Origin of the sequence: Mesorhizobium sp. M7A.F.Ca.MR.362.00.0.0, from assembly GCF_004023175.1 — a bacterium.
Lineage (GTDB): Bacteria > Pseudomonadota > Alphaproteobacteria > Rhizobiales > Rhizobiaceae > Mesorhizobium.
The window spans coordinates 1-1,114 of record NZ_RZTF01000074.1; the positions used below are offsets into that span (position 1 = coordinate 1).

The window sequence follows — 1,114 nt, forward strand, 5'->3', positions numbered from 1 at the left end:
GGCGAATTCAGCGCCGACTGGCGCACCAGCTTCGCCATCTCCTCGGCGCTCGGCCAGGCCGAGGCGGTGCGCTCGGGCGCCGGCATCGGCATCCTGCACACCTTCGTCGCCCGCTCGATGCCGGAATTGGTATCCGTCGATGTGGTCGCGCCGATCCGCCGTGCCTACTGGCTGGTCTATCACGAATCGGTCAGGCCGCTGCGCCGCGTCCAGATCGTCGCCAGCTTCATCACCAAGATGGTGGAGCGGGAGCGGAGCCTATTTGTTTAGCCGTGCCGCCTTTTCCTTGCCACAAAACCGGCCAGAGTGGCATCAGACGTGCAGCCGCCGCGTAGAGACGATCCCTTAGAAAGCTGGCGCGGATAGACATGCGAGCCGTTCTTGCCATCCTGCCGCTGCTTTTCGTTTCCGCTTGCGCCAATCCGTGGACGAAGGTCCCGGAGGCCAACTGCCCAAGCCGATCCGCTACGCCATGGCGCGGCCTTCACCTTTCGTCTTCGGCAATTATTGCGGCCCCGGCACCCGCACCGGCGACCTGTCGGCCCGGCCGGCCGACCGACTCGATGCGGCCTGCCAGGTGCATGATGCCTGCTACATCTCCCGCCACAACCATTGCGACTGCGACGGCACCCTGGTCGCCTCGGCGAAAGCGATCCGTGACGACGAGACAGCGCCACGCAAAATGCGCGGCGAGGCCGAACTGTTGATCGCCACCTTCGCCATTCCCGTCTGCAAGGTCTTCCCGCAGGGCTTCATGCCGCCGCGCGATCCCGCGCAATTGAGCGCCCTGAAGGCCGGAGTCGCCGGGTGAAGGGTCGCGCATCCATCGCCATCGTTCTGTTCGGGCTGGCTGTCCTTGCTGGCTGTGCCGGCGCTGGCCGCAATGCCTGCGATCTCCTGCAAGGCCAGAGCGCTTGCGCGCGACCCGCGCTCTCCGCCGGGACAGCTGGGCCGCGGATCGCCGCCGCGCAGTTTTTCGGTGACGCCGGCACGAGCGACTATGAAAAACGCTTCCTGGCGCTGCTCGCCCACCACCAGCTTGGCGCCATGGACCGCGCCAACGGCACCGGCCCTTTCGGCCATGACCGCCATGAGATCGCCAACAGCGATTTCC

The 1,114-nt window shown here is 66.3% G+C and carries 2 protein-coding genes and 1 pseudogene; all 3 read left to right on the forward strand.

Translation table 11 applies throughout. The features are described from left to right. Positions 1-270: LysR substrate-binding domain-containing protein (locus EOC06_RS12505; RefSeq protein WP_245469532.1), on the forward strand; the 270-nt coding region annotated here is incomplete at its 5' end. Positions 271-424: 154 nt separating this feature from the next. Beyond that, positions 425-811 carry a hypothetical protein gene (locus tag EOC06_RS12510; protein ID WP_245469534.1) on the forward strand — a complete coding sequence of 129 codons (387 nt, stop codon included), beginning with the start codon at positions 425-427 and terminating at the stop codon, positions 809-811. Continuing rightward, positions 808-1,114 (forward strand): annotated as a pseudogene (locus EOC06_RS42380) (phosphatidylserine/phosphatidylglycerophosphate/cardiolipin synthase family protein); the annotation flags it as partial. The gene EOC06_RS12510 and the pseudogene EOC06_RS42380, both read left to right, overlap by 4 nt.